General features: G+C 42.9%; 21 protein-coding genes and 1 pseudogene. 15 read left to right on the forward strand and 7 right to left on the reverse strand.

Going from position 1 to position 20,419, the window contains the following annotated elements; translation table 11 throughout:
- Positions 1-239 precede the first annotated feature (239 nt).
- The 4 genes and pseudogenes from AT864_RS18540 (at position 240) to AT864_RS12310 (ending at position 1,872) form a co-directional block, all read left to right on the forward strand.
- The gene (locus tag AT864_RS18540) at positions 240-386 is read left to right on the forward strand and encodes a DUF4306 domain-containing protein (RefSeq protein ID WP_255357510.1); all 147 of its coding nucleotides are present in this window, start codon (positions 240-242) and stop codon (positions 384-386) included.
- Entirely contained in the window at positions 361-705 is a 345-nt protein-coding gene (locus tag AT864_RS12300; protein ID WP_066149264.1) for a DUF4306 domain-containing protein, read from the forward strand. The genes AT864_RS18540 and AT864_RS12300 overlap by 26 nt, the downstream gene beginning before the upstream one ends.
- Before the next feature lie 11 nt (positions 706-716).
- Positions 717-1,290 (forward strand): annotated as a pseudogene (locus tag AT864_RS12305) (nucleotidyltransferase family protein).
- A gap of 51 nt (positions 1,291-1,341) precedes the next feature.
- Entirely contained in the window at positions 1,342-1,872 is a 531-nt protein-coding gene (locus AT864_RS12310) for a YcxB family protein (RefSeq protein ID WP_080861929.1), read from the forward strand.
- A gap of 184 nt (positions 1,873-2,056) precedes the next feature.
- On the opposite strand, the gene AT864_RS12315 is transcribed toward AT864_RS12310, so the two are convergent.
- Both AT864_RS12315 and AT864_RS12320 read right to left on the reverse strand, forming a co-directional pair.
- Complete coding sequence (locus tag AT864_RS12315) at positions 2,057-2,281, reverse strand: DUF3892 domain-containing protein (RefSeq protein WP_183186186.1); 225 nt, start codon at positions 2,279-2,281, stop codon at positions 2,057-2,059.
- 81 nt (positions 2,282-2,362) lie between these two features.
- Positions 2,363-2,845, reverse strand: a complete 483-nt coding sequence (locus AT864_RS12320) for a GyrI-like domain-containing protein (protein ID WP_066149267.1) — start codon at positions 2,843-2,845, stop codon at positions 2,363-2,365.
- Between the two features lie 417 nt (positions 2,846-3,262).
- Between AT864_RS12320 and AT864_RS12325 the strand changes: the two genes are divergently transcribed.
- The 3 genes from AT864_RS12325 to AT864_RS18365 are packed head-to-tail and all read left to right on the forward strand — an operon-like array spanning position 3,263 to position 4,239.
- Entirely contained in the window at positions 3,263-3,832 is a 570-nt protein-coding gene (locus tag AT864_RS12325; protein WP_066149268.1) for an RNA polymerase sigma factor, read from the forward strand.
- 38 nt (positions 3,833-3,870) lie between these two features.
- A complete protein-coding gene (locus tag AT864_RS18360; protein ID WP_231734643.1) occupies positions 3,871-4,071 on the forward strand; it encodes a hypothetical protein in 201 nt (66 codons plus the stop codon).
- On the forward strand, positions 4,072-4,239 hold the full coding sequence (locus AT864_RS18365; protein WP_231734644.1) for a hypothetical protein: 168 nt from the start codon (positions 4,072-4,074) through the stop codon (positions 4,237-4,239).
- 60 nt (positions 4,240-4,299) lie between these two features.
- Here AT864_RS18365 and AT864_RS12335 read toward each other — a convergent pair whose 3' ends face one another.
- Positions 4,300-4,590 (reverse strand): YqzG/YhdC family protein, encoded by a 291-nt coding sequence (locus AT864_RS12335; RefSeq protein WP_044743510.1) that lies wholly within the window; start codon positions 4,588-4,590, stop codon positions 4,300-4,302.
- A gap of 508 nt (positions 4,591-5,098) precedes the next feature.
- Here AT864_RS12335 and AT864_RS12340 point away from each other — a divergent pair.
- Positions 5,099-5,863, forward strand: a complete 765-nt coding sequence (locus tag AT864_RS12340; protein WP_066149270.1) for a DUF1189 domain-containing protein — start codon at positions 5,099-5,101, stop codon at positions 5,861-5,863.
- Between the two features lie 460 nt (positions 5,864-6,323).
- Here AT864_RS12340 and AT864_RS12345 read toward each other — a convergent pair whose 3' ends face one another.
- Both AT864_RS12345 and ylbJ read right to left on the reverse strand, forming a co-directional pair.
- On the reverse strand, positions 6,324-6,839 hold the full coding sequence (locus AT864_RS12345; RefSeq protein ID WP_063504914.1) for a VanZ family protein: 516 nt from the start codon (positions 6,837-6,839) through the stop codon (positions 6,324-6,326).
- A gap of 560 nt (positions 6,840-7,399) precedes the next feature.
- Complete coding sequence (gene ylbJ, locus AT864_RS12350; RefSeq protein ID WP_066149272.1) at positions 7,400-8,602, reverse strand: sporulation integral membrane protein YlbJ; 1,203 nt, start codon at positions 8,600-8,602, stop codon at positions 7,400-7,402.
- A 556-nt stretch (positions 8,603-9,158) separates the two neighbouring features.
- Here ylbJ and AT864_RS18370 point away from each other — a divergent pair.
- Positions 9,159-9,248 carry a putative holin-like toxin gene (locus AT864_RS18370; protein WP_231734645.1) on the forward strand — a complete coding sequence of 30 codons (90 nt, stop codon included), beginning with the start codon at positions 9,159-9,161 and terminating at the stop codon, positions 9,246-9,248.
- Positions 9,249-9,495: 247 nt separating this feature from the next.
- On the opposite strand, the gene AT864_RS12355 is transcribed toward AT864_RS18370, so the two are convergent.
- Positions 9,496-10,677: a GTP-binding protein gene (locus tag AT864_RS12355; RefSeq protein WP_066149273.1), complete on the reverse strand. Its 1,182-nt coding sequence runs from the start codon at positions 10,675-10,677 to the stop codon at positions 9,496-9,498.
- Positions 10,678-11,083: 406 nt separating this feature from the next.
- Between AT864_RS12355 and AT864_RS12360 the strand changes: the two genes are divergently transcribed.
- The 3 genes from AT864_RS12360 to AT864_RS12370 all read left to right on the forward strand — a co-directional run bounded on the left by AT864_RS12360 (position 11,084) and on the right by AT864_RS12370 (position 14,304).
- Positions 11,084-12,085 (forward strand): permease, encoded by a 1,002-nt coding sequence (locus tag AT864_RS12360; protein ID WP_231734646.1) that lies wholly within the window; start codon positions 11,084-11,086, stop codon positions 12,083-12,085.
- 14 nt (positions 12,086-12,099) lie between these two features.
- Positions 12,100-12,945 (forward strand): TIGR03943 family protein, encoded by an 846-nt coding sequence (locus AT864_RS12365; protein ID WP_066149275.1) that lies wholly within the window; start codon positions 12,100-12,102, stop codon positions 12,943-12,945.
- 915 nt (positions 12,946-13,860) lie between these two features.
- Positions 13,861-14,304: a GNAT family N-acetyltransferase gene (locus AT864_RS12370; RefSeq protein ID WP_066149278.1), complete on the forward strand. Its 444-nt coding sequence runs from the start codon at positions 13,861-13,863 to the stop codon at positions 14,302-14,304.
- Between the two features lie 283 nt (positions 14,305-14,587).
- Here AT864_RS12370 and AT864_RS12375 read toward each other — a convergent pair whose 3' ends face one another.
- On the reverse strand, positions 14,588-15,112 hold the full coding sequence (locus AT864_RS12375; RefSeq protein WP_066149280.1) for a DinB family protein: 525 nt from the start codon (positions 15,110-15,112) through the stop codon (positions 14,588-14,590).
- A gap of 321 nt (positions 15,113-15,433) precedes the next feature.
- Between AT864_RS12375 and AT864_RS12380 the strand changes: the two genes are divergently transcribed.
- From AT864_RS12380 to parC, 3 genes are all read left to right on the forward strand, one after another.
- Positions 15,434-15,853, forward strand: coding sequence for a CoA-binding protein (locus AT864_RS12380; RefSeq protein WP_044742146.1), 420 nt, complete (start codon positions 15,434-15,436; stop codon positions 15,851-15,853).
- 159 nt (positions 15,854-16,012) lie between these two features.
- The gene (parE, locus tag AT864_RS12385; RefSeq protein ID WP_044742145.1) at positions 16,013-17,992 is read left to right on the forward strand and encodes a DNA topoisomerase IV subunit B; all 1,980 of its coding nucleotides are present in this window, start codon (positions 16,013-16,015) and stop codon (positions 17,990-17,992) included.
- Complete coding sequence (parC, locus tag AT864_RS12390; RefSeq protein ID WP_066149282.1) at positions 17,989-20,418, forward strand: DNA topoisomerase IV subunit A; 2,430 nt, start codon at positions 17,989-17,991, stop codon at positions 20,416-20,418. The genes parE and parC overlap by 4 nt, the downstream gene beginning before the upstream one ends.
- The last annotated feature ends 1 nt before the right edge of the window (position 20,419 follow it).

Genomic DNA, 20,419 nt, shown 5'->3' on the forward strand with positions numbered 1-20,419 from the left:
TGGAAAATTTGAGTAGCATCGGACATAGCGTGTTAGGCGAAACGTTGGATCTTATGTGAATCGTAATGATTTCTTATGGAGATTCGAATGGAACGTTTGCGATTGTGACATAGGAGCTTGTTTATGAGGTGGTATGAATCGAAATATCTTGTTTATTTTCCCGTATATATGCTTAAATGGTAATGGATGCAATAGCGACCTATTTCCATTTACAAGGGGGGAACAAGGCAGTGAGCTGGATGATTCAGTATATTCTCGCCTTTTTTGTGTTTGTTTTTTCCACTCTTGCTTCTTGGTACGAAGGAAGCGAAATAAGGTCTAACCCATGGGAGTGGAAGTATTCTGCTTTTTTTTTCACAGATGCTCCATGGTTCCATCACCAATAGCAGCGATATTTCACAGCTCGATCATTTTATTTATGCTGCTAAATTCAAGCCTGCTTTTCCTTTGCTTATGGCATTGAGCATTATTTATATAGTGATGCTAACAGGGTATTGGCTATGCCGGAGAAACAACAAAAGATTTCGCTTGTTTTATGCCGGCAGTCTGCTATTTTGGATACTGGGGGCGATCGTAGCCGATTCCCCGACGATCGGTGGGCATTATTTTACAATGCTTTTTATGGCTGCGGGTGCCGGAAGTGCAGCAATGGCTCTTTTGTCTGTGCTTCGGGCAAAGTGTTGGCGAGGTGAGGAGCTAAAATAATGGATACCGTGATGAAAAACGAACGTGATATCATCCAAAGGATTCAGAAGGACGAGTGGATGATGGAAACATTGCGAGCCGTACAGTCGCTGAATTTGCCCGATTGGTGGGTGTGTGCCGGATTTGTCCGTGCGAAAATTTGGGATGTGCTGCATGGATTTCAAGAAAGAACGCCGCTTCCAGATATCGATGTCATTTATTTTGACCGCAAGCATACGGAGAAAGCGGCAGAAAAGAAGCTGGAACAGAAGCTGTACCATCTCCTCCCCGATCGTCCATGGTCGGTGAAAAATCAGGCGCGAATGCATGCAATAAATGGCGGATCTCCTTATTTATCTTCCGTCGATGCCATGTCCAAATTTCCGGAAACTGCCACTGCTCTAGGGGTAAGGCTTGATGAAAAAGGCGTTGTTGTCTTGGCGGCACCTTGGGGAGTCGAAGATGTTTGTCAGCTTCTTGTCAAGCCAACTCCATATTTTTGTGAAACGAAAAAAACGGGCTCAAATGTATGAAGAACGAGTGCGGAGGAAGAAGTGGACAAGCATTTGGCACAAGCTAACAATCGTGACGCTAAAAAATGCTTAAAAACGCGAGACAATGATTTTTCTATTGCAGCATAGGGAAGGAGACAAAATCATGGAAATTCGTTATCGGTTAACGGAAGAAGATTATGTGCAGTTTAATTTGTTTCATATCAAGCATTCGAAAGCAGCCCGGAGAACGTTGGCGATTCAGCGAGTTATCCCTCCCGTTCTTTTTCTTTTGGTTGCCTGGGTATTTGCTGAAATCGGACATGCTTCCTTTTTAGGATTGCTGATTACATTTTCGATTGTGGCGGTTTTATGGGTGATTTTTTATCCGAGTTACTTTGATCGAGCCATTATTCGCAGCGCAAAGAGAATGATGAAAGATGGAAATAATGAAGGGTTATTAGGAGAGCATCATCTTGTGATGACAGAAGAAGGAATCGTTGACTCGACTTCTTACGGAGAAACAAAAGTAAGCTGGGGAGGCATAAAGGCTTTCAAGGAAGACCGGCACAGCTTTTATCTCTATAATAGTGCTGTCAGCGCTTATATTATTCCAAAGCGAGAGCTGAAAAACATAGAGGAGATTCGATCATATCTTCACACAAAGCTTAAGCATATTGAATCAGAAAATAAGTGATCAATGACCGGTGGGCATATCCCAGCGGCAAGCGAATGGCTTGCCGACTATTCAACGATTTTATATCAGTGACTCCATCATTTCCATAACCTTACTAAAAAGGCCCAAAGAACGAACGGCACCTCAAACGTAGAAATCATGACTCATCATTCGAAGTGCCGTTCGAAACAGGGCCGTTTTCATTTTAAAATGTCGGCAAGTTATCGAGATTGTTGCTTGGATCTCCATCGGCATTGCTACGCAGATGCCAGTCGCCGTCCTTCCCTCTAAATGTGTTTACACCCTCGATCTCGCCGTTTTGTGCCATCACTTGTGCCTGTTTATAATCGACAATCCGTCCAGAAGATAGCTTGAGCTCAACAATATCGCCATCGCCATTTTTTCGGACTGCTACCACTTTTTCACTCATCACTTTCACCCCCTCTATCATTTTAGTATGGGGGATTTGTCAGCCATTTTATGCACATACAGCCTCAATAACAAACGCTCTTCATTGAAGACGAACCCATATTTCGGAATAAAAATCAGGGCTGGTTGGATCGTCGTCCGGATATACCTCTAATTGCGGCGTGCCTGCAAGCTTGTAATGCTGGGATGGCAACCATTCTGAAAAAATTTGCTCCCATGCTTTTTGTATCGCTTCCGGCATCGATCCGCGCACCTCAAATATGCCCCATTTAGAAGCGGGTATTTCTAACGCCAACAGCCCGTTAGGCACCTCGCCATTATACTCTGCGGCTATCCAATAATCGATCGTTTGTCCTGACTGGTCATCGCTGTGTGCGGTACATACACCGATCAAGCCTTTTAATGAGCCGTTGTTCAGTGATGATAATAACTTAACGGTGCCGTTTTGATGAACTTCCTCCCACATCTTAGCAATCCCTGTATGATTCTCTCCATTGACTAGCGAAAATGTCCGCTTGATTCCCACTACTTGAAAACGATCTTTTTCAATGATTTGGTGATTCATTGATTTTCCTCCCATCTCAAGATAAAGAAACGATTCTAGGCTTGCTTGTGTATGGCCACTATCTATTTGATTATAGCACATATGTTCGTGTGTGACTACCTATCTTTCTGTTTAGAAAAAATGTTTTTAGAAGCAAAAAATGATGGCAGATTTGAATGGGAAAAAGGGGCTCGACTGTTTAACAAGAACGGGGGACCGTTTTTTGACAACTGGGGGATTATTTAAATGTTATATTACATATAAATGGAATTTATTGTTCATTCAAAAGCAGAGCGGAGGCATGGCGGTGACTTGCTTTTGTTACGCCAAAGCGTACTAGATTTGAAATAAAATAGAGAAACTTTCAAACTATTTTCTAATAAATAACGAATATATGAATGAAAGGCTAGCCTTTGAAAGAAGTAGGAGTAGAAGTCAATGGAGAAAATAAAGGAATGGATCACCAAAGCCAAAAAAGGAGATCGCAATGCCGCTAACCAGCTTGTCAGTTTTTATTATAAGGATCTATATGCTTATATTTACAGGCAGACATTAAACAAGGATTTAGCAATGGATCTAACCCAGGAAGCATTTATCAGCATGCTTCGTTCGATCCGTTCGTATGACGAGAGAAAGGCGTCATTTCGAACGTGGTTATATCGAATTGCCACTTACCAAACGATCAACTACTATCGCTCAAAATATTACAAACAGCAATCAATTGTGACGGAGATCGATCACGAGTTAGGGCAAGAAGAAGATTTTACATTGAAGCTGGAATACAAGGAGGAGGTTGAGCGGATTTTAGCGGTATTGAATACGTTTGAAGCGTCTGTCCAGCAAATTTTCCGTCTTAAATTGTTTGGTGAATATACTTTTGCTGAAATTGCTGCTGTCACTGGCTTAACGGAATCGACAGTGAAAACGAAATTTTATAGTACCGTAAGAAAAATAGGCAGTAACATAGCGATTGTCGATTGGAAGCAGGATTTTCTTTCTATCTGTTGAATGTTCGAAAAGGCGAAGAGAACGTTGGGAGGACTTGTATGATGAAACGATTCACATTTGCTAAAAAAGCCGGCACCGCCATGACAAAATACAACTCCAAGTTACCGAGCTATACGAGAATAACGAAACTAACCGAATCTGCCGTCATCGGCTGCATGTACATTGAAGCGAACGGAGTGGTCGGCTATCATGAAGCGCCAGTGCCGCAGCTGTTTCTTGTTGTACAGGGGGAAGGCTGAGTGACGGGGGCGGATCGCAAAAAAGTGTTTGTCAAAAGTGGAGAGGCGGTGTTTTGGGAACAAGGCGAATGGCACGAATCGGGAAGCGATCAAGGAATGGCCGCGATGATTGTTCAGTCTGAACATTTGACACCGAAATATCTCATACAATTGCAAGTATCCGAGTGAGTAATTTGATTTATAAGAATCAAGTGAACCGAAAACGGCGCGGTCAAATCACCGCGCCGTTTATCTTGGCGTTTCTTGAAAGGTAATGCCTATTACTCGCTCTGTTGCGGTGTTAAATTGGATATTGACAAAAACACCAAATTCTTTCTGGTTGGTTCTCAGCCATAGCTTAAATTTTTCCGTCGTCACATTCGCTTGTTGGTCGCGGCCAATATGGAGGTAGTCGACGATTTGGGCGTTTGGATATTTTTCCTTTGTTTTTTGAAGAGCGAGTCTTCCCCATTTGGCATATGGTGGCATTTCGGTTTGGGCGATCGCGTGATGGACGATTTCAATCGGTTGGATGCCCATCCCCGCAACTGACCAGACACTGAGAGCGAATAAAGTGATCCATCTGTTTTTCATATATAATAAAACCTTTCTTTTTTTATGTTTAGCGTGCACGATGCTTGTCAGATTATTCATCCTCTCTAAAACGGAGAAAGAAAATGACGGTTCATGATGCAGCTGTTTGATGTGTATCGCTCTCCGTTTTTAATAGTGCGGGCAAAGAAAGAAGATGCTTGTCTGCTTATAAAATTCTGTTGTCCGATTCGCGTTTTCACTCGTCTGTAAAGGGAACTTTTTCATTTATTACAAAAAATTCAATATCGATTGAAACCTTTTTGCGTTTTGAACGTTAATATTATGGAAGATAAGCGGCGAGGTTGAGAACTAAAAAATATGGAATGTGTTGCAGCATGTGATCTATGTTTCAAACAGAAGATCAGCTGATGGAAAGCATGAGCATACGGTTCCCTGTCCCTTAAAGCTGGAGCGAATGCCGTCTATTTATGAAATTCGAAGGAGTGCATGAGGAATGAACTTTTTTAAAAAATTGAGCTATAGCGTAGGGGATGTCAGACGTTATCCGGACATGGTGGCGCAAGGCGCAGGAAAAGCTTTTTTATATTTGCTTTTATTTGCGCTTTTGTTTGGTACGCTGAATAGCATCATTGTCGGCTATCAATTTAATCAAAGCATCGGCCATTTTACCGGAACATTAGAAAGCAAAATCCCGGAATTCACCTTTCAAAACGGAGAGTTGAATGTAGAAGGAACGATGCCGATTGTGTTGGATGATTCTAAAAATGGCGCTGTCATTATCGATACGACGGGCCAAACAACAGAAGATCGTTTAAATCCGTACTCGTCGGGAGTGCTGATTTTAAAGGACCGGATGATTAGCAAGCAAGCTGGAGGGCAAACACAAGTTTTCTTATTTCGTGATTTTCAAGGCGTAACGTTTGATAAACAAGATCTGGTCGGCTTTTTGCCATATTTAAAATGGCTCGCTCCCATTGTGGCAGTGATTGCTTGGATCGGCTTTTTCATTGGCAAAATATTCAGCGCTTTATTTTTAGCGATTATCAATCTGGTGATCTCTAAGCTACAAAAAGCGAACTTGCCTTTTGGCCGGCTATACAGCTTGAGCATTTATTCATTATCTTTGCCGATCATCCTTGATCTGATCTTTAAGCTGTTCCATTTCCGTTTACCGGGATTGATTTATTATATCGTTGCGTTAGTATATAGCTGGCTGGCGATTAACCAAATCAAAAAACAAGCGGGAGAGGCTTTTTAACAGATCGGATCCCCTTTTGTGTGGGATGAGAGCCGTCCGCTAAGCCGCGCTTCGTCTTTGTTAAAGAAGCGCTGTTGCTCGAAAAATCAGCTGCGGTAGGAGATTGGTATGAATCGTGAATCATGATCCTAAGATAGGGGCTGTCCCAAAAGTCAGGGTAACTGACCTTTTGGACAGCCCCTCATTTTTTCGATTTAAAAAGGACACAAAAATCATCCTTTCTAGTAAAATGAAGTTGCGACACAACATTACAGAAAGGACGATTTTTTATGAGCAATCAAATGATTACTCCTGGAAAGGATCACACACAGCCTCTAGATGGAAAAGAAGAAAAACTCCTGCAAAACTTAGTATGTTTTTTTGATGAGGCTGAGCGAAGGCATGGGGATGGCCCAGCTGCCAAATCGTCTCAAAAATAGACAGGCGGCATTTATTACGCGGAAACTGACAGCTGAAAATGTTACACTTTTTCCTCTTTGCGGTGAGCTGTGGCCTGCTTAAGCCACATGTTTTTTGGGTGCCATATTGGCTGAATGAGTCGGCTTAAACTATAGCCAAGCATTCCGCCTAACGTATTTAAAATTAAATCATCGATGTCAAAGCTTCCTAATTCAAATAATAGCTGCATCACTTCGTATGTAAAGCTTAAACACAAGGTTGCAAGCATGGTAGCAGAAAAGCTGCGAAAGCGTGTCGACAGCAATGGAAGCATCCATCCGAAAGGAATAAAACCGATAATGTTTCCAGCTAAGTTTTCAATTTTAATGTTTAAATTGACATCGGCAAAGAATAAATAAAAAATAATGGTTTTCAGGGGAGTAAAGTTGCTTGAATGCCATTGGTTTTGAATGGCGCTGAAGTCGAAATGGTAGATCATTTCTTTCCAAGAGACATATTTAAATAAGACCATTTTCGTGAGAATAAATAAATAGAGACAAAATAGCCATACGAACATTTGATAAAAAAACTTTTTCATTCACTTGCGACTCCTAAAGTTCATCGTTTTATTTTTTTAGCGTTTGAACCGTGCTGATCACTTCCGCCCATATGTTTATGTTTCAGCTGCTTCTGTGCTTGGAGCGCAACGGCATTGTACGCTTTATTACCATGTTAAATGATCATCGTTTTTATTTCAATCATTTCCCGAAATAGTTGGTAGTCAATCGCGGCAGCTGCTATAGAATGAGGAAGATGGAGATGAGGAAAACGTTTGTAGGCCTACCTCCCCGGCTGTCGTCGGAGATGAATGCAGACAGATCATTTCGCTTTCATCTCGCGTCACTGGCCTCGCACGTCCGCTCACGGTCTTCTTTTAGCTTCACCTGTTTTTATCTTGTCTAACCGTTTTCAAGCCCGTTCGATCGGGAAAATCAGCTGCTTAAAAAGGGAAGACAAAGCTCATTTTGCACCTTATCTACAATGAGAGATCCATGAAAAGTTTGTAGAGATCGGAAAAAATCCATTACTTTCTTTTCCAAAAGGTATTTGCAAAGAAAATCCCCTTGCGGATGGGGCGCAAGGAGATCGGCTGCTCACTTAGACATTTTTCATTCTTTTGATAAAAATGATGATATAAATCATTAGGGTAATAATGGTGAGCGCAGGACCTATATTCATTAAGGTTAAAAAGTTGCCGTAAAACCATCCTTCTTGAGCGAATAAGGAAACCGGCAAAACATGGGCCGAGCTATTGGCATGATAGACGGGTTCCCATAAAAGAAAAGTAAAAAATCCTGCTAAAAATCCGTGAATAATGCGAGAAATGAAAAAAGGCTTAAAGCTGATATCGCTTTGTGCTAAAAGGCTGGCGACTTGAGCTTGTACACTAAGACCGCTGAAAGCAAGAATAAAGCTTATAATAATGGCTTTATGCATTAAAGAGACTCCCTGGACTTGGCTTGTCATTTGCCCGCCTAACGTGATCTCAAATAAGCCGGATATAAGAGGGGTGCTCAATGCTTCTGGCAAATGGAACAAACGAAGCGCATATGCTACTAGTTCTCCTAAAAACTGGGTAATATGTAGACTCGATAGCAGCCTATTGATGACAGAAAACAAAATGATAAAACCGCCGATCATTAATAAAGTATGAACAGAAGAGATGACGGCATCCCCGAGCAGCTTGCCAATCGGTCTTTTTTCTTTCATACGTGTGGTATGCAAGGCGGAAAAGGCTCTGCGCAATAGTGCTTCGTCTCTGGCCTCCTTTGGATCTTGTGGCTGCTCCTTTCCGTAAAACCTCATCATAAGGCCAATACATATGTTTCCTAAATAATGCGATAAAATCAAGACGGCGCCAAGCTGTGCATTATGAAAAAACGAGATGGATACGGCACCGATGATAAAAAGTGGACTGGATGAATTTGTAAAACAGACCAACCTTTCTGCCTCCACTTTACTGAGTTGTTTTTCTTGCCGCAATAGTACAGTGAGTCTTGCGCCTGTCGGAAAGCCAGAAACCATTCCCATCGCCCATACAAATCCCCCGACGCCGGGAACCTTAAATAGGGGCTTCATGAGAGGTTCAAGTATAACACCGATAAATTTTACAACCCCAAAATTAATCAGCAATTCACAGATAATGAAAAAAGGCAGCAGCGAAGGAAAGACGGTCCCCCACCAGATTTTCAGTCCCTGCTTTGAAGCATTGACGGATTCCTGCGGGAAGGAGACGAGGGAGACGGCAATAAAAGTAGCTGCTAAGGCTAATACGATCGTTTTGAATCGGGAACGGGACACTTCTCAATCCTCCTCAAATGGATAAGCTAATGTTGCTGTTATAAAGTTTATTTGCGATGAGAGTAGATTAGAACTGATGGCACCGTGTTTGTCCGCTGCCATCAAACCTTGGTTAGAAAAGGGGCGTGGAAGTGACCGCCGCCGGCAAAAGGATGGAAATACTCTTTGACGTTCGATCAACTTTCACTATCGATGAAACGTAATCTTTGAAGATGTGATGTTTCGGCGGGGCAGACGCGTAAATGATGAACCGTTTGACAATCCCATCAATGGACCTGAAAGCGTTTTGACAAAAGCAAGTTCACATAGATGGGCCTTTGCCCGTCGGTTTTCAGAAATGATCGTTCCATCTAGAAACGGTATGGTATGATCGATAAGAAAACGTTTGAGGCAATCAAAAAAATAGGAAAAAGAGCAGAAGGAAAAGGAAGAGGAAAAATAGAATAAAAAACAAGAACATATATTCCTGTATTGATGAATCTATGCTATAATAAAGATGCACAGCTATATGCAGGGTGGGAGCGGCCTACTCCCTTAGAGAAGGGAGGTGCCGCTGATGATATCTGTGACCGATACACTGACGCTAATGATTGCTTTTGCATCATTAATGGTAGCTGTTATCGCTGTAGCGAGAGACAAAAAATAACCCACCCTGCTCGCCTTAAGTGAGGGTGGGTTACAACCGCCTGTTTTCGGCCGCTGCACGTCTTGCAGTCAGCTGTGTATTGAATGGACATTGGTTGCCGCCAATGTCCTATTTTTATTTTATGCTTTATACGTTTATTATACGCATAAAAGTGTCGGAATGACAAGGAATTTCTCTTTGTGCGAAGCCGCAGGTGAGACGGTTGGTGTTAAATCGTAAATATTACGATTTGTACTTTATTCATTTATCAGGAACCAACAAATGCAGGGAGGGGATCGAAAAATGTTTCCCAATTCCGGCTCATTTCCTGAGCGGTAAGTAAACATTGGTCTAACGAATCTTCTATTTCTTCTTGATTCATCTCGATGCCGATAAAGACGAGCTCGGTCATGCGGTCGCCATATGTTTGATCCCATTTTTCAAGAAGTTCAGGGTTCTCCATTAAAATTTGTTGGCGCTCAGCTTCAGGATAAGCAGCGACCCATTCGCCCGCTCCTTGGATCACGATCGATGTGCCCGCTTGTGATAGAAGGCCGCATACATCATTTCTTGACGCAAGCCAAAAAAAGCCCTTGGCGCGAATCACTTCAATTGGCCAATTCTCAAGCCATTTCATAAATCGTTCCGGATGAAAAGGTTGTCTTCTCCGATATACAAAAGAGGAGATGCCATATTCTTCGGTTTCTGGAGTATGCTCTTCATTCAACTCTTTGAGCCAGCCGGCCGCTTGGCTGGCACTTTCGAAATCGAATAAATGCGTGTTTAAAATTTCGTCTAACGCTACTTGGCCAAATGTCGTAGGGATGATTTTCGCTTCCGGATTCAGTTTTTTTAGCATATTTTCAAGCTCTTTTGCCTCTTCGGGATGAATTAAATCGATTTTATTAAGCAAAATGACATTAGCAAATTCGATTTGGTCGATTAACAAATCAGCTACTTCGCGTGTATCTGAATCATCGACAGCTTGCTTGCGATCGAGCAAGCTCTCTCCAGAAGAAAAATCGTTCCAAAATCGGTTAGCGTCGACAACGGTGACCATCGTATCTAAACGACATTTTTTAGTGAGATCAATTCCTAAATTTTCATCTATGTAGGTAAAAGTTTGCGCTACCGGAATCGGCTCGCTGATTCCTGAAGATTCAATGACGATGTAATCAATTCCCCCTGCGTCTACTAATCTTTCTACTTCCTTCATTAAATCATCGCGCAATGTACAACAAATACAGCCGTTTTGAATTTGAACAAGCTTTTCTTCTGTTCGGGAGAATCCCCCTTGTTTAATCAATTCCGCGTCGATATTCACTTCACTCATATCATTCACAATAACGGCAATTTTTTTGTTTTCACGATTATGCAAAATATGATTGAGTAAGGTGGTTTTTCCAGAGCCTAAATAACCGCTTAATACAGTAACTGGCACTTTTTTCATGATAAGTAACTCCTCCCTTTGGTAAATCGTAATTATTACGTTTTAACAACGTCAATCATACAAGAAAATAAGAAAAATAGCAACTACGAGAATGAAAGGGAGGTATAGATATCGTTCATTCTATCTTTGAGCTGCCATGATCGGATAGATTTTTCAAGATCAGTTCATCGCTTTCATCGTTTTTTATTATAGAGAGATACGATGAGAAAATTACACTTATAGCTAACCGATTCAAATTTTCCAACGGTCGCCCGACTAGCGAAATCAGATCATCTGCGCACTTGGCGACAAATGTTGACGGAGCAATTGATATTTCATAGTCATATTTTTGTGGACAATCTATGTATATATGTTAATAGGAAAAATTACGATTTGTTAAGAAGAAATGAGAGCATGAATGGAGGAAATGAATGTGAAAAAGGCGATGTCTCATACAATCAATGATGGACTAGCGTTTGTTCTTTTATTGTTATTTTTATATTTATTCTTTTTTTATGGAATGGGGAATACGAATTTTACATTGCCGAAAGAGTGGGCGATTGTCCATACTATGTTTTTAAGCATTGTTTTAGAAGCGATTCCGTTTATTTTAGTAGGCGTCTTTGTATCCGCTTTGATTCAAACCTTTATTTCAGAGGATACGCTGCGGCGTTGGCTTCCGAAAAACCCGTATGTGGCCATTGTATCTGCCGCCTTTTTCGGAATCATTTTTCCCGTTTGTGAGTGTGCGATTATTCCAATTGTAAGAAGGCTGATTAAAAAAGGAATGCCGCCAGCAGTTGGCATGACATTTTTGATGAGTGCGCCCATCATCAATCCGATTGTTTTCCTCTCGACCTACTATGCGTTTCAGCAAAAAAGCGAAATCGCTTTTGCTCGCGTGGGCCTTGCTTTTTGCGTTTCTGTGTTGGTAGGCTTGCTTTTATACCGCTTTTTTCAACATAAGACTCCGCTCAAACCAACAGCCTCTTCCTCGCACGAACATATTCATTCTACAAATAAATGGAAAGAAACGTTGCATCATGCCAGCGAAGAATTTTTTGACACGGGAAAATATTTAATCATTGGCGCGTTTTTAGCCAGTTTATTGCAAACGTTTCTTAATCGGAACGAATTGCTGCAAATTGGAGCCAATGAACTCATCTCTCCTGTTGTGATGATGGGTTTTGCTTATTTGCTCTCGCTTTGCTCGGAGGCCGACGCTTTTGTGGCTGCTTCGTTTAGTCACACCTTTTCTACAGGCGCGATTTTAGCGTTTCTTATTTATGGAGCCATGCTTGATTTGAAAAATACCTTGCTGCTGCTTGCTTATTTTCGAACACGGTTTGTCATTGCGTTTATTCTCGTGTTGACATGTGTTGTTTATTTGGTTGTTTGGCTCTATCAAACAATCTTTATCCATGGATGAGGAGGTGAAGGAAGTTGAATAATCAGCTTTTTTTGCGGGGAGTTCTGCTCGTGGGCTTTGCGTTAGTCATGTTTAAATTAATCGTAACAGGGCAAATCCAGCAATTTATTGCACCAAAGATGTTTCCTTTCCTTTATTTTGCGATGGGCGTACTGTTTATTCTTGGCATTTTTCAAATTTGGCGAAGTGATCATCACGATCATGCGGTTGGTTGTGAATGTGGCCATCATAAGGATAATCATCCTCTAAAGACGTGGATGATTTATCTTTTATTCATTGTGCCCATCATCACAGGTTTAATGTTTTCAAGTCAAGTATTGGACAGCTCGGTCGCTGCCAAGCGCGGTGTGCAAATGGGTGGGGGGCAGAAGCAAAGCGATCCATCAGCGAATGCTCAAACGCAATCCTTAACCGAATCAGCACAGACCGAACAGCAGCCAGCCGAAAAAAGCATTGACAAACAGCAGCTCGCTAAGAAGTTAAAATCTGCGAAAAAGATAGAGTTTACGAATGAAAACTATTTAGCCACTCTGGAAATCATTCATAATCATGTTCAAGAGTTTATTGGGAAAGAGATTCAACTTACCGGATTTGTCTATCGCGAACCTGATTTTCCAAAAGGGGAAGCAGTCATTGCGCGATTTGCTGTTACTTGCTGTGTTGCCGATGCTTCCGTTTATGGAATGCTATCAAACGGAGAACAGCTAAAAGAGCTCAAGCCGGATGAATGGGTAGAAGTAAAAGGAGTCATCGGCCAAACAACGTATGAAGGAAATATCCTTCCTTGTATCAACATCAAAACAGTGAAAAAAGTTCAACAGCCTGATGAGCCTTATGTTTATGACCGCACTCCTTACTGATATCCATTTTAAAGACACCGTGAGCGCGAATAACAGCAAAACAAAAGCGATGGCGTTCATCACCCGCTCCGTTAGACTCGAGGTAATCAGCGCGCCGCCCGCTAATGTGCCAACAAAGGAGGCTGCTCCTCCGATGGCGATCAGTGCGAAAAAAAGTGTGCCCAACATGATCCCTTCTTAATCTGTTAATCTAAAAAATGGATCCAACGAACACCATGGGTACATTTTCTATACTACCATTTATTTCTGGATCGTTGCATAGATCATATGACACAATATATGGAAAGCGAAAGAGGAAATGTTCTATTTCCCCGGCAAGCGCAAATTGCGACAAAAAAGCAGGAGAATCGGGGGGCGGTGCTGCGAATTTTGTAAAGGGAAGATAGAGGAAAAAGTTTGATTCTCTCTGTTTTCTGGAATTTAGTAAAATAACAAGCAGATAAACAACGGTTATATGCTTATAGGGCTTTTTGGACAGTTTCTTATGATAATGAATGTAATACATCATGTAGTTAAGAATAGAAAATTGTTTCTATATTTTTCTATTTCTACAACTTGAGAAGCCAACACGGGTTTCTATGTGAGCGAGTAACGATTCATCTAGCAAGAGAACAATAAAACGAATCGGTTTTATCATCTGTTACTGAAGCAAAACTTATGTAGCAAGAAAGGGGAGGAACGGGGTGATTCTCGAAACACCACGATTGATATGGAGACCATTTACCGATAGCGATCTGTTCGCTTTACATAGCATTTTTTTTGATCAAGACATGATGAAGTTTTATTCGGCCCCTTTTACTGTGGCGCAAACCCAAGATTGGATTTAACGAAATTAAAAAAGGTATCATAAGCGCTGCTTTTATTTAATGTGAAAATTTGGATGTTCGCTCTCTATCAAAGAAAGGAGACATGTAAATGGAAGAAATTGTGGCGCCAATGACATTTGAACATTTACAGGAATGTATCGAACTGTATATAAGAGTGTTTCATCGTGAGCCTTGGAATGAGAATTGGACGTATGAGGCGGCTCGAGAGCGGCTCACCGATTTATTGCATACGCCTAAGTTTATCGGATTTGTATGTAAACAGCGTGAAGCGATCCTTGGTTTTATCGCTGGCCACAGCAAAGCGAGCGATCAGGGGATGGCGTTTTATCTGGCGGAGTTGTGCATCGATCAGAAAGCCCAAGGGAAAGGATATGGCTCTCAACTGCTGCAAGTTCTTGAGGAGGAACTACAGAAGCAACACGTCAAAAGCATCTATTTGTTAACATCCGCTTACGGAGCGGCGGCAGCGTTTTATCGAAAAAACGGCTACACCGTCCGCGCTGACCGGATCGTGATGAAAAAGAGCCTTTGACCGCTTTTGCGGCTGCCTGTTGCTTTTCGCCGAGCGTCAGGGTATTGTGAATTCAGCTGCTTGCAGATACAAACGGCTGGAGTGAATCCGTATGATAGAGGAGATAGCCAGATGATGTCTCAAAATGACAGCATAGCATAAATATAGTACATCCATGAGATCATTAGCTGGCGCGAAATGAAAACAAGCATCGATTTTTGTGATCCGACAACACGCTTCTGCGGCGAAAAGCAGAGCCGTAACAAAACGAATCTTTGATTTTATTTCAGCTAAGCGCGGCTTGCTATTTTTTTAAGATGCCTAAATATTCGATCCAAGGTCCGACATCTTCCTTGTATCTTTTGGCCATCACTCTGACAATTTGGGCGATGTGGGTCAAATCATGGACAGCCCAAGTAGACAGCAGTTCTCGCAGCTTTACAGGACCAAAAGCTGGATGAATCCCGGTCCATTCAAAATCGGTTTCTGGGCCGATGAGATGGTTTAGCTTGGCGAGATTTTGTTCACGCAACTCTTGAAATAAACGCAGCTTTTCTTCGATGGTCTCTCCTGAGTGTTCTTTTAAATGGCTGAATCGGTCGAAAACGGGAAAGGTTTTATCTCCGTGTTCTTGAAGAATGATTTCAAGCCTTGGAATCCAATTCGTTTTCTCAGCTTCTATCAGATGCTCGATAACTTCTGTCGCATTCCATGTGCCTTCTCCCTCGCGGCATTGCAACCATCCAGCGGATAATCCGGATAAAAAATTCTCCAATGTTTTCGGCGTGCGCTGCAGTAATTCAATGGCTTCTTGTAACTGAAAGTTCATAGAAATAGCTCCTTTCATCATTTATTAATAACTTACCATAATCAGCGGATGATGCAAATAGAATGACCGAAGACTTGACGAATAGCAGAACGGATACGCAACAAAATGTGATGAAAACAGAAAACGATGGAATGGATGATAGGCTTATATCGAGTTTTTGCGGCTGAATCCCTTGAGAATATTTTTTTCGTTCGCCGGCGACAATGGATGATAGAAATTCCGATGAAAAGAGGCCAAAAGAAAAATGTCCGAGCTAGCAGGATTCCTTTGACCAATGCCGAAATTAGTACACACAAGACACGAGACGAAAGGGGAACACATATGCCAATCGTGAATCCAAGCCGCGAAGAAATCGGCGATATGTTGCAAAAAGCAAAGCGCATTGCTGTTGTAGGTCTGTCCAATAATCCAGAACGCACGTCATATATGATCGCTCAAGCGATGAAGGAAGCAGGATATGAGATTATTCCTGTCAATCCAACCATTGATGAATGGGAAGGGATTCCGGCTGTTAAATCATTAAAGGACATTGACGGACATGTGGATATTGTGAACGTGTTTCGCCGTTCAGAGCATTTGCCGGAAATTGCCCGTGAATTTGCACAAATCGATGCCGATGTGTTTTGGGGGCAGCTGGGTGTAGCCAATGAGGAAGCCTATGAATTTCTCAAAGAAAAAGGATATACAGTTGTGATGGATCGCTGCATTAAAGTAGAACATGCTTTAACGAAAAAGAATTGAATGGAATCAAAACGGCCATCTTTAGTTGTGAAAGATGGTCATTTCCATTTTCGACAAAAATTTTGCGTGTTCGGCTGAAAACGGTAAAATAGGCATAGACGTTTTGCAAATTTATGCTACAATAAAACAGAAACAAACGTTCTTGTTTTTGAAAGGGGTATGTTCGTGACAAATCAGCAACGATATGAATATAACGATGATGCGATCCAAGTGCTTGAAGGGCTTGAAGCGGTGAGAAAACGTCCGGGAATGTATATCGGCAGCACCGACAGCCGCGGCCTGCATCATCTTGTATATGAAATTGTCGATAACTCCGTTGATGAAGCGTTGGCGGGGTACGGAAACTATATTCTCGTCAAAATACATAAAGATAATAGCATCACGGTGCTTGACGAAGGCCGGGGAATGCCGACGGGCATGCATAAGCTTGGCAAGCCGACTCCGGAAGTGATTTTAACCGTCTTGCATGCAGGCGGCAAATTCGGACAAGGCGGGTATAAAACAAGTGGCGGTTTGCATGGAGTCGGGGCCTCGGTCGTCAACGCTTTATCGGAGTGGCTTGTTGTCACGATTCATCGCGATGGATTTATCTATCGGCAGCGGTTTGAAAACGGTGGAACGCCCGTGACGACATTGGAGAAAATCGGAACGACATCGAAAACGGGGACGATGATCCAATTTAAGCCGGACTCCAGCATCTTTAGCACGACGTCGTTCAATTATGAAACGCTCAGCGAACGGCTAAGAGAATCGGCCTTTTTATTAAAAGGACTGAAAATTGAACTAATCGATGAGCGGACCGGCGCAAAAGAGAAATTTCATTATGAAAACGGAATTGAAGCGTTTGTTGCTTATCTCAACGAGGAAAAGGATGCTCTGCATCCAGTCGTGTATTTTGAAGGGCAGCAAAATGGCATCGAGGTGGAGTTTGCGTTTCAATTTAATGACGGCTATTCGGAGAACGTGCTTTCATTTGTTAATAACGTCCGCACAAAGGATGGCGGAACGCATGAAGCGGGCGCCAAAACAGCCATGACCCGCGTGTTTAATGAATACGCTCGCAAAACCGGCTTATTAAAAGAAAAAGATAAAAATCTAGAAGGTTCCGATATTCGCGAGGGACTCTCAGCGATTGTTTCTGTAAGAATCCCCGAGCATTTATTGCAGTTTGAAGGCCAGACAAAGGGAAAGCTTGGAACGAGTGAAGCTCGTTCAGCCGTCGATGCGATCGTCGCGGAGCATTTAACTTATTTTTTACAGGAAAATCCGGATATCAGTGCGATGCTCGTCAAAAAAGCGATAAAGGCTTACCAAGCGCGAGAAGCAGCGCGCAAGGCACGCGAGGAAGCGCGAAGTGGAAAAAAGAAAAAAGGAAAAGAAGCGGTATTAAGCGGCAAGCTGACGCCGGCCCAGTCGCGCAATCCGAACAAAAATGAGCTGTATTTAGTCGAAGGGGATTCGGCAGGCGGCTCCGCGAAGCAAGGACGAGATCGCCGCTTCCAAGCTGTGCTGCCTCTCAGGGGGAAGGTCATTAACACAGAAAAAGCGAAGCTGGCTGATATTTTTAAAAATGAAGAAATCAACACGATCATTCACGCGATCGGCGGCGGCGTGGGAGCCGATTTTTCCTTGGCCGATATCAACTACGATAAGGTGATTATTATGACCGATGCCGACACCGACGGCGCCCATATTCAAGTGCTGCTTCTTACATTTTTCTACCGCTATATGCGGCCGCTAATTGAAGCAGGCAAGGTGTATATCGCGCTTCCGCCGCTCTATAAAATTAGCAAAGGAGCGGGAAGAAAAGAAATCATAGAATATGCTTGGACGGATGAGCAATTAAAAGAAGCGGTGAAAAAATTCGGCAAAGGCTACACGATTCAACGCTATAAAGGTCTTGGCGAAATGAACGCTGACCAGCTATGGGAAACGACAATGAATCCAGAAACGCGTACGCTGATTCGCGTGCGAATTGATGATGCTGCCAGAGCGGAGCGGCGCGTCACAACGCTGATGGGAGATAAAGTCGAACCGCGGCGCAAATGGATTGAAGCGAATGTCCAATTTGGCTTAGAAGAAGATCTGAACATTTTAGATAACGAACATGTCGTAGCAGCAGAGGAGGGAGTCAGATGACCGAACGGTTATTGGATTTGCCATTGGAGGATGTGTTGGGCGACCGCTTTGGACGATACAGTAAATATATTATTCAGGAGCGCGCGCTGCCTGATGCTCGCGATGGACTTAAGCCGGTGCAGCGCCGCATCTTGTATGCCATGTATGTCGACGGCAATACAGCGGATAAGGGCTTCCGCAAAGCGGCGAAGACGGTCGGCAACGTGATTGGCAACTTCCATCCACATGGGGATTCGTCTGTTTATGAAGCAATGGTACGAATGAGCCAAGATTGGAAGCTGCGCAACATTTTGATTGAAATGCACGGAAATAACGGCAGCATCGACGGAGACCCTCCGGCAGCGATGCGTTATACGGAAGCGCGCCTCTCTGCGATTGCCGTAGAGTTGCTGCGAGATATTGAAAAACAAACGGTAGAGTTTGTCCCTAACTTTGACGACACAAGCGAGGAACCGGTCGTTCTGCCGGCGATGTTTCCGAATTTATTAGTGAACGGTTCGACCGGAATCTCGGCAGGATATGCTACTGAAATTCCTCCCCATCATTTAGGAGAAGTGATTGATGCTGTCATTATGCGAATTGATAAGCCAAATTGTACAGTGGATGAGATCATGACCGTTCTTCACGGTCCGGATTTTCCGACGGGAGGAATCATTCAAGGAAGAGAAGGAATCAAAAAAGCGTATGAAACCGGAAAAGGAAAAATTATGATCCGGGGAACAGCAACGATTGAAGCCGCAAAGGGCGGCAAGCAGCAAATTATCATTACAGAGCTGCCTTATGAAGTAAACAAGGCCAATTTAGTCAAAAAAATGGATGAGCTCCGTTTTGACCGAAAGCTTGATGGAATTGCCGATGTTCGTGACGAAACGGACCGCACGGGCCTTCGCATTGTCGTTGAATTAAAGAAAGAGGCAGATGCGGAAGGAATTTTAAACTATTTATATAAAAATACGGATTTACAGGTGCCGTATAATTTTAATATGGTTGCCATTCATAACCGTCGTCCGAAGTTGCTGAGCTTGCTTGAGCTGCTGGATGCCTACATTGAGCATCAAAAGGAAGTGGTTACCAATCGTTCGCGATATGAGCTGAAAAAAGCCCATGATCGCCAGCACATCGTCGAAGGATTGATGAAAGCATTATCCATTTTGGATGAGATCATCGCGACAATCCGGGCTTCGAAGGATAAGCGGGAGGCAAAAGACCGGTTAATGGCTCAATACGCGTTCACGGAAGCTCAGGCAGAAGCGATTGTGTCCCTTCAGCTTTATCGTTTGACTAACACCGATATTACGGCCCTAAAGCAAGAGGCGGAAGAGCTGGAGAAAAAAATCAGCGAGCTAAGCGCGATTTTGGCCAGTGAAAAAAAACTGTTGTCCGTCATTAAAGCGGAATTAAGAAAATTAAAAAAGACATATGCTGATGAACGAAGAACCGCCATTCAAGAGGAAATTGAAGAAATTAAAATTAATTTGGAAGTTATGATTCCGGCGGAAGATGTCATCGTTACTGTCACAAAAGAAGGATATGTGAAACGAACGAGCCTTCGCTCATATACAGCCTCTAATGGACAGGATTTTGGCATGAAGGAATCCGATCGGCTGCTGGCGCAGTTTGAGATGAATACAACGGATGTGCTGCTTTTGTTTACACGACAGGGAAGTTATATATATTGTCCTGTTCATGAGCTGCCGGATATTCGTTGGAAGGAGCTTGGTCAGCATATTTCCCATATGGTCCCGCTTGATCGGGAGGACGAGCTGGTCGCAGCGGTTTCCGTTCAGGATTTTGATCAGCCGCATGATTTGATGTTTGTCACCAAGCAAGGGATGGTCAAACGAACGCCGATCCAACAATATAAAGTGCAGCGTTATGGCCGACCGTTAGTTGCGTTGAATTTAAAAGAGCATGATGAGGTTGTCCATGTTTACATGACGGACGGACATCAAGATCTTTTTCTTGTGACTCACCAAGGATATGGGCTATGGTTTAGCGAAGAGGAAGTGAATCCGGTCGGTGTCCGAGCGGCAGGGGTGAAGGGCATTCAATTAAAAGAAAACGACTTTGTTGTCGCAGCACAGCCTATTTTTTCACCGGAGCAAGCCAAAATTGTCATCGCTACGCAACGGGGAGCAGTGAAAAAGATGGGGCTTGGCGAATTTGAAAAATCTTCGCGCGCTAAGCGGGGATTGGTGATGATTCGTGAATTAAAAACGAACCCTCACCGAATTGCGGCGGCGGCCATAGTGGAAAGCGACCCAAGCCAAATGGTGGTGCGGACGGAAAAAGGAGAAATAGAAGTGCTTGATCTGTCGCAGCTGAAGCTGGTTGATCGATATAATAGCGGGAAATTTGTCGTGGACCATGAAGAAGCAGGAGATGTTAAAGAAATGTGGCTCACCGATTTCCATCACGGAAGCTGAC

Origin of the sequence: Anoxybacillus sp. P3H1B, from assembly GCF_001560855.1 — a bacterium.
GTDB classification, from domain to species: domain Bacteria; phylum Bacillota; class Bacilli; order Bacillales; family Anoxybacillaceae; genus Anoxybacteroides; species Anoxybacteroides rupiense.

Bases quoted from the DNA above. Each gene is read 5' to 3' on its own strand.
- AT864_RS18540 (WP_255357510.1), top strand. From the start codon at position 240: ATGATTCAGTATATTCTCGCCTTTTTTGTGTTTGTTTTTTCCACTCTT.
- AT864_RS12300 (WP_066149264.1), top strand. From the start codon at position 361: ATGCTCCATGGTTCCATCACCAATAGCAGCGATATTTCACAGCTCGAT.
- AT864_RS12310 (WP_080861929.1), top strand. From the start codon at position 1,342: ATGGAAATTCGTTATCGGTTAACGGAAGAAGATTATGTGCAGTTTAAT.
- AT864_RS12315 (WP_183186186.1), bottom strand. From the start codon at position 2,281: ATGAGTGAAAAAGTGGTAGCAGTCCGAAAAAATGGCGATGGCGATATT.
- AT864_RS12320 (WP_066149267.1), bottom strand. From the start codon at position 2,845: ATGAATCACCAAATCATTGAAAAAGATCGTTTTCAAGTAGTGGGAATC.
- AT864_RS12325 (WP_066149268.1), top strand. From the start codon at position 3,263: ATGGAGAAAATAAAGGAATGGATCACCAAAGCCAAAAAAGGAGATCGC.
- AT864_RS18360 (WP_231734643.1), top strand. From the start codon at position 3,871: ATGATGAAACGATTCACATTTGCTAAAAAAGCCGGCACCGCCATGACA.
- AT864_RS12335 (WP_044743510.1), bottom strand. From the start codon at position 4,590: ATGGGCATCCAACCGATTGAAATCGTCCATCACGCGATCGCCCAAACC.
- AT864_RS12340 (WP_066149270.1), top strand. From the start codon at position 5,099: ATGAACTTTTTTAAAAAATTGAGCTATAGCGTAGGGGATGTCAGACGT.
- AT864_RS12345 (WP_063504914.1), bottom strand. From the start codon at position 6,839: ATGAAAAAGTTTTTTTATCAAATGTTCGTATGGCTATTTTGTCTCTAT.
- AT864_RS18370 (WP_231734645.1), top strand. From the start codon at position 9,159: ATGATATCTGTGACCGATACACTGACGCTAATGATTGCTTTTGCATCA.
- AT864_RS12355 (WP_066149273.1), bottom strand. From the start codon at position 10,677: ATGAAAAAAGTGCCAGTTACTGTATTAAGCGGTTATTTAGGCTCTGGA.
- AT864_RS12360 (WP_231734646.1), top strand. From the start codon at position 11,084: ATGAATGTGAAAAAGGCGATGTCTCATACAATCAATGATGGACTAGCG.
- AT864_RS12370 (WP_066149278.1), top strand. From the start codon at position 13,861: ATGGAAGAAATTGTGGCGCCAATGACATTTGAACATTTACAGGAATGT.
- AT864_RS12375 (WP_066149280.1), bottom strand. From the start codon at position 15,112: ATGAACTTTCAGTTACAAGAAGCCATTGAATTACTGCAGCGCACGCCG.
- AT864_RS12380 (WP_044742146.1), top strand. From the start codon at position 15,434: ATGCCAATCGTGAATCCAAGCCGCGAAGAAATCGGCGATATGTTGCAA.
- parE (WP_044742145.1), top strand. From the start codon at position 16,013: ATGTTCGTGACAAATCAGCAACGATATGAATATAACGATGATGCGATC.
- parC (WP_066149282.1), top strand. From the start codon at position 17,989: ATGACCGAACGGTTATTGGATTTGCCATTGGAGGATGTGTTGGGCGAC.